This is a genomic window from Belliella kenyensis, assembly GCF_022549675.1.
GTDB lineage: Bacteria > Bacteroidota > Bacteroidia > Cytophagales > Cyclobacteriaceae > Belliella > Belliella kenyensis.
The window spans coordinates 20,725-27,370 of the sequence record NZ_JAKZGR010000025.1 but is presented as its reverse complement, the minus strand read 5'-3'; the positions used below and the strand labels follow the sequence as shown (position 1 = coordinate 27,370).

Sequence of the window (6,646 nt, the reverse complement as noted above, 5' to 3'; positions counted from 1 at the left end):
ATCCTTTTCTTTCAAGCTTTTTCCCCCGTTTGGGATTGCAAAGGTGCAACTTATTTTCTCCAATACAATGAATTGTTTCAAAAAAAATATAGAAAAATCGTAAGTGTACTGAAAGTCAGTAGGAAAAATAATGGCTCGTGAATTACGAGCCATTTACATTTATCTTAATATGGTTTGAATCCTATCTGGACCAACAGAAACCAGCTTTATAGGTACTTGAAGATTCTCTTCCAATAAGGTAACATAAGCTTTGAGTTCTTCTGGAAAGCCATCATAAGAAGTCACACCTGCTAATGATGTATTCCAACCTTTCACCGTTTGGTAAATTGGAGTTACTTCTAAATCTCCTAATTCATAGGTAAGCTTATCTACAGTAGTACCATCAGGAAGTTGGTAATGAGTGCAAATTTTGATCTCTTCAAAAATATTCAGAACATCAGCCTTCATCATAAAGAGCTGAGTCACTCCATTGATCATGATTGAATATCTCAAAGCAGGCAAATCAATCCAGCCACATCTCCTAGGTCTACCTGTAGTAGAACCAAACTCATTCCCCTCTTTTCGCATAGCCTCTCCATCTGCATCAAATAGCTCCGTAGGAAAAGGTCCACTACCCACTCTGGTACAATAAGCCTTGAAGATACCATATACCTCTCCAATTTTGGAAGGTGCTACTCCTAATCCTGTACAAGCACCAGCGGCCATTGTACTACTACTGGTAACAAATGGATAACTTCCAAAATCAATATCTAGTAAAGAGCCTTGAGCTCCTTCTGCTAAAACACGCTTATTCGATGCCAGATATTCGTTTACTTGGTATTCACTGTCTATAAGATTCAAAGTTTTGAAGAACTCAATAGCTTCAAAAAAGACTTTCTCTAACTCATCAAGCTCATCTAATGGGAAATCATAGAATGAGAGTATAGTTTTGTGCTTAGATACCAAACCTTCATATTTTGATTTAAAATCAGGAGAAAGAATATCTCCAACTCTTAAAGCAACCCTACCGACCTTATCTTGATATGTCGGCCCGATTCCTTTCAGAGTAGAACCTATTTTTTTGTCACCTTTCGACTTTTCATATGCAGCATCTAAGAGTTTATGAGTAGGAATTATAATAGTAGCCTTTTTAGAAATAAACAGATTCTCATTGAATGAAATATTGAATTTCCCTAAGCCTTGAATCTCTTTTCTCAAGACCACTGGATCCAACACCACACCATTTCCTATAATATTGACTAAATTGGATCTAAAAATCCCCGATGGAATTTGATGTAGGACATGCTTAATCCCGTCAAATTCCAAAGTATGACCAGCATTTGGACCTCCCTGAAATCGTGCAACCACATCATATTGAGGAGCGAGTACATCGACTACTTTCCCTTTTCCTTCGTCGCCCCACTGTAGGCCCAAAAGCACATCCATTTTCATTTGATTATTATTTGAATAGTTTAATAGTTTCTTTTTGAGGCGTGAAGTTTGGAATAAGGTTAAAATTATCCAAGAAAATGAGGATATTTATTATGCATAGCCTAATCTTAAAAAAGAATGAATGGAAATTACAATGATTTTTAATAAAATTCTTAACGCACCGAACATAATAATGAGCAATCAGCTTAAACATGATGATCAATGAATTTGTGAACTCTCTCACAGAACTAACCTATAGATGATCGAAACAATTCCTAAACAAATCACTTAAATAAAGGTTAGGAAATATTTCAATTATATTTCAATTCAACTGATGAATTATCTAACTGTCTAGCATATCGCCTTGTTCTATAGAGTATCTAAAAATTGTTCAAAAAAAATACCTTAACTTTGATTTTTGGAAATATAATAATGAAATGGATTACCTTAAAGGACTAAACCCACCACAAAGACAAGCTGTAGAGCACACTGATGGGCCAGTGATGATCATAGCTGGTGCAGGATCTGGCAAAACAAGAGTTTTAACTTATCGAATCGCTCACTTGATTCATGCCAAAGGAATAGATCCATTCAACATTCTTTCCCTGACTTTCACAAACAAAGCTGCTACCGAGATGAAGCACCGGATAGAGCAGCTGATTGGATTGGAAGCAAGAAATACTTGGATGGGAACATTCCACTCTACCTTTGCGAAAATCCTCAGAGTGGAGTCCGAAAAGCTTGGCTATCCATCCAACTTTACAATTTATGATACTGAAGATAGCAAATCCCTTATTCGGTCTATTGTCAAAGAAATGAAGCTTGATGATAAAGTCTATAAGCCTAATACAGTACTTTCGAGAATTTCTGGAGCAAAAAATCGACTAATCTCTTGGGAATCATATCTTGATGATCCTTATATAAAAGCTGATGATGAAACAGCACTGAAGCCAAAGATGGGGGAAATTTATAAGACTTATCAGAAAAGGTTATTTAAATCTTCAGCAATGGACTTCGATGACTTACTTTTCAACACTAATGTACTTTTCAGAGATCATTTGGAAGTTTTGAATAAATACCAACACCGATTCAAATATGTCATGGTAGATGAGTTTCAAGACACCAACTTATCCCAATACTTGATAACCAAAAAACTAGCAGCCGTACATCAAAATATCTGTGTGGTCGGTGATGATGCACAAAGCATTTATGCTTTTCGAGGTGCTGATATTCAGAATATTCTAAACTTTGAAAAGGATTATCCTGATCTTTTTGTAGTAAAGCTTGAGCAAAACTATAGATCTACAAAAAACATCGTACAAGCTGCCAATAGTATCATTGCCAAAAATAAAGCGCAGCTCAAAAAAGATGTGTGGACGCATAATGATGATGGAGAGATGATTGAACTCATCAAGGCAAGTTCCGACAATGAAGAAGGCAGAGTAGTAGCTACAACCATTTTTGAAGAGAAAAACAACAAAAAACTTCAGAATAGTGATTTTGCGATTTTGTATAGGACCAACTCGCAATCTAGATCTATGGAAGAGGCTCTGAGAAAAATGAGTATCCCTTACAAGATAGTCGGAGGGCTTTCGTTCTACCAACGGAAGGAAATCAAAGATTTGATGGCTTACCTTCGATTTGTAGTCAATAAGGCTGATGAAGAAGCCTTCAAGAGAATCATAAACTATCCCAAAAGAGGTATAGGTGACACCACCGTAGAGAAGATGCTCGTAGCTGCATATGAACATGACATACCGCTATGGGAAGTAATGACAAATTCATCAAGCTTTTTGAGTGGAAGGGCAGCAAATGCTGTAGAGGATTTCACTACCATGATCAAAAGTTTTGGCATAGAGATGGAGAGAAAGGATGCTTTTGAAACTGCCAGCTCGATCGCCAAACAATCAGGTTTACTTAGGGATTTGTATGAAGACAAAACCATAGAGGGACTCAATCGCTATGAGAACGTACAAGAATTGCTCAATGCTATAAAAGAGTATGTAGACTATCCTGAGAACGAGGACAAATCACTGGGAGCATTTTTGCAAGAGATTGCATTGCTTACCGATAATGATAGAGACAAGGACAATAGTGATGCAGTTACCATGATGACGATTCACTCATCCAAAGGACTAGAGTTTAAGCAGGTGTTTGTTGTAGGAATGGAGGAAGACTTATTCCCATCTCAAATGATGATGCAAAGCCGAGAGGATTTGGAAGAAGAGAGAAGGCTATTCTATGTAGCGACTACCCGAGCTATGGACAAGCTCTACCTTACTTACGCATTGAACCGATATAGGTACGGGAGGCTGTTGACATGTGAGCCAAGTAGATTTCTTGAAGAAATCGATCCAAGCTGTATCAAAGTCAATAGAAGAATGACTAGTGCACCTTCGGGAGCATTGAGAGGTCAAGAAAGCGAAGGAAGAAATGGCTTTATAGGACTAAAGCGAAGCGGTATACAGAAACCTCAAACTACTGCAAAAATTCACACTCCAAGTCCAGATTTCAAACCTTCCAATACCAATAATCTAAAGCCAGAAATGCTAGTCGAACATCCAAAATTTGGTTTTGGAAAAGTTACAAAAATTGAAGTAGAAGGCCTGAATAAAAAAGCAACGATACAGTTTGATAATTTTGGAGAAAAAACATTATTACTTAGCTTTGCGAAGCTTCGGATAATAGACTGACATTGTCAGCCTTACCAAGACAAGGACAATCCAAACTAAGCAGTATTTTTTACATCTTCATTGGGTTATTTAAATGAGTTTGGTAATGAACATTTATAAAGAGAACGAAAACAAGGTTATTTTGAAAGAATACGGAAAAAATATCCAAAGACTTGCATTTCATATTGCAGGTTTGCAGGATAGAGACAAAAGAACGCAAAGTGCGTATACTTTGGTTGAAATAATAAAGCAGCTCAACCCTAGTCTCAAGCAAGAAAGTGATCAAAAAATTTGGGATGATATTCACATCATGTCAGATTTTGAATTGGATGTAGATGGTCCATATCCAAAACCTGAAAAGGAACTTCTTGGTAAAAAGCCTCAAATTGTCGGCTATCCTTCGGGAGAGATAAAATTCAAACACTACGGTAGAAACATTGAAAAACTCATTGAAAAGGCTATCGAAATAGAAGATAATGAAGAGCAAGAGGCAGCCATTATTTATATTGGTCAATTGATGAGAAGCTTTCATTCAACTTGGAATCGTGACAATTTTGATGATCAAATCATCATAGATGACATCAAAACACTATCAAAAAACAAACTCCACATTGATCTTGAAAAAGTCAAAGAAATGAGTCTGTTTGAGACCAATACCAGAAGAGATTTCAAAATCCCAGTAGAAGCAGAAAGTAATACCGGCAGAAGAAATTACGGAAACAACAAAAGAAAAGGGAATAACGGAGGGTACTCCAAAAAACGTAGGTAAATGGCATCTTTTAGAGTAAAAGGAGGACTAAAACTTAAAGGTGAAATCACTCCTCAGGGTGCAAAAAATGAAGCACTCCAAATTCTTTGCGCTGTATTATTGACAGCAGACAAAATCACAATTAATAAAATACCTAACATCAGAGATGTCAATAAGCTCATAGAGTTGCTTTCAGACATGGGTGTAAAGGTAGAAAAAATCGGTCCCGAGTCTTACACTTTTCAATCAGATGAGATTGATCTGAAATATCTAGATACAGAAGATTTTCTAAAAAAGGCCTCAGCCCTTAGGGGATCAGTCATGATTCTTGGACCACTTTTAGCGAGGTTCGGCACTGGAAAGCTATCCAAGCCGGGAGGAGACAAAATAGGAAGAAGAAGAATGGACACCCATTTCACAGGTTTTCAAAAACTTGGTGCTAACTTCCACTATGATAAGCAGAGGGAAATCTACAATATAGACGGAAAAAACCTAAAAGGAGCATACATGCTCTTAGATGAAGCATCTGTAACAGGTACAGCCAACATTGTAATGGCTGCTGTGATGGCAGAAGGAAAAACGACTATCTATAATGCCGCTTGCGAACCTTATCTACAGCAATTGTGTGACATGCTCAATAGAATGGGGGCGAAGATCTCTGGGATTGGTTCAAATTTGTTAAATATTGAAGGCGTAAAATCACTGACAGGCACAGAACACACATTGCTCCCTGACATGATTGAAATTGGCTCATTCATTGGACTTGCAGCCATGACCCAATCGGAAATCACCATCAAAAATGCTCAAATCCATAGGCTTGGAATCATTCCTGATACCTTCAGAAGAATGGGAATCACGCTAGAATTCCGTGGAGATGATATCCATATCCCAGCGCAGCAGCATTATGAAATTGACACTTTTATAGATGGCTCTATCTTGACAGTAGCAGATGCAATTTGGCCGGGATTCACCCCAGATTTGCTAAGTATCATCTTGGTGACAGCTACTCAAGCGAAAGGCACAGTACTCGTTCACCAAAAAATGTTTGAAAGCCGACTTTTTTTCGTTGATAAACTGATCGACATGGGAGCTCAAATCATACTCTGTGATCCACATAGAGCAACAGTAATCGGACTTGACAGAAAGTATCCATTGAGAGGGATTAGAATGACATCTCCTGATATACGTGCAGGAGTTGCTTTACTAATAGCTGCACTTTCCGCAGAAGGGATCTCTATCATTGACAATATCGAGCAGATTGACAGAGGGTATCAGTACATTGACCAAAGGCTGAACGCCTTGGGAGCAGATATCGTGAGAATTGATTAGTATACTATTTTTCATTACAAAAAACACTACCCAATTTCTTATTGAGAAATTGGGTAGTGTTTTTCCTTTAAAAGGTAAATCAAATAAACTTGACAAACCAGGTATAGTCTAATATTTCGGTTTCTTTAATCGTAAATAAAGACCTTTTTTTATAATCACATTTAGTGCTATTTGATTATACGCTTTTTTGCCAACAACTTTAATTCATTGGCTCAACAGGTTGTTAATGGTCAATATCCATAAGTATCCAATATCAATTTATATCTGAAGTTAGATAAATCGGAATTTTGTAATGTTATTGGCAAAGTTCCGTATATCCATATAGTGCTATTTACAATGAAAAACATACAAGATTAATAATTAGAGTTTTTTCAATTATTCAAAATTACTTGAAAAGATATTTTTGTCTCTTAATAGCCTTCATTTTGAGTAGAAACGTTTCTTAAAAACATCATATGATTTTCCTCATTTACACCATAAGAAGTAA

At 36.9% G+C, this 6,646-nt stretch carries 4 protein-coding genes; 3 read left to right on the top strand and 1 reads right to left on the bottom strand.

From position 1 onward, the window contains the following. Positions 1 to 159: 159 nt before the first annotated feature. Positions 160 to 1,431, bottom strand: coding sequence for an adenylosuccinate synthase (locus tag MM214_RS18135; RefSeq protein ID WP_241297592.1), 1,272 nt, complete (start codon positions 1,429 to 1,431; stop codon positions 160 to 162). 416 nt (positions 1,432 to 1,847) lie between these two features. Here MM214_RS18135 and MM214_RS18130 point away from each other — a divergent pair, with 416 nt between their 5' ends. The 3 genes from MM214_RS18130 to murA all read left to right on the top strand — a co-directional run bounded on the left by MM214_RS18130 (position 1,848) and on the right by murA (position 6,159). After that, a complete protein-coding gene (locus MM214_RS18130; RefSeq protein WP_241297591.1) occupies positions 1,848 to 4,103 on the top strand; it encodes an ATP-dependent helicase in 2,256 nt (751 codons plus the stop codon). 85 nt (positions 4,104 to 4,188) lie between these two features. After that, the gene (locus MM214_RS18125; protein ID WP_241297590.1) at positions 4,189 to 4,851 is read left to right on the top strand and encodes a DUF4290 domain-containing protein; all 663 of its coding nucleotides are present in this window, start codon (positions 4,189 to 4,191) and stop codon (positions 4,849 to 4,851) included. Further along, positions 4,852 to 6,159, top strand: a complete 1,308-nt coding sequence (gene murA / locus MM214_RS18120) for a UDP-N-acetylglucosamine 1-carboxyvinyltransferase (protein ID WP_241297589.1) — start codon at positions 4,852 to 4,854, stop codon at positions 6,157 to 6,159. It abuts the gene before it with no gap. Positions 6,160 to 6,646 lie beyond the last annotated feature (487 nt).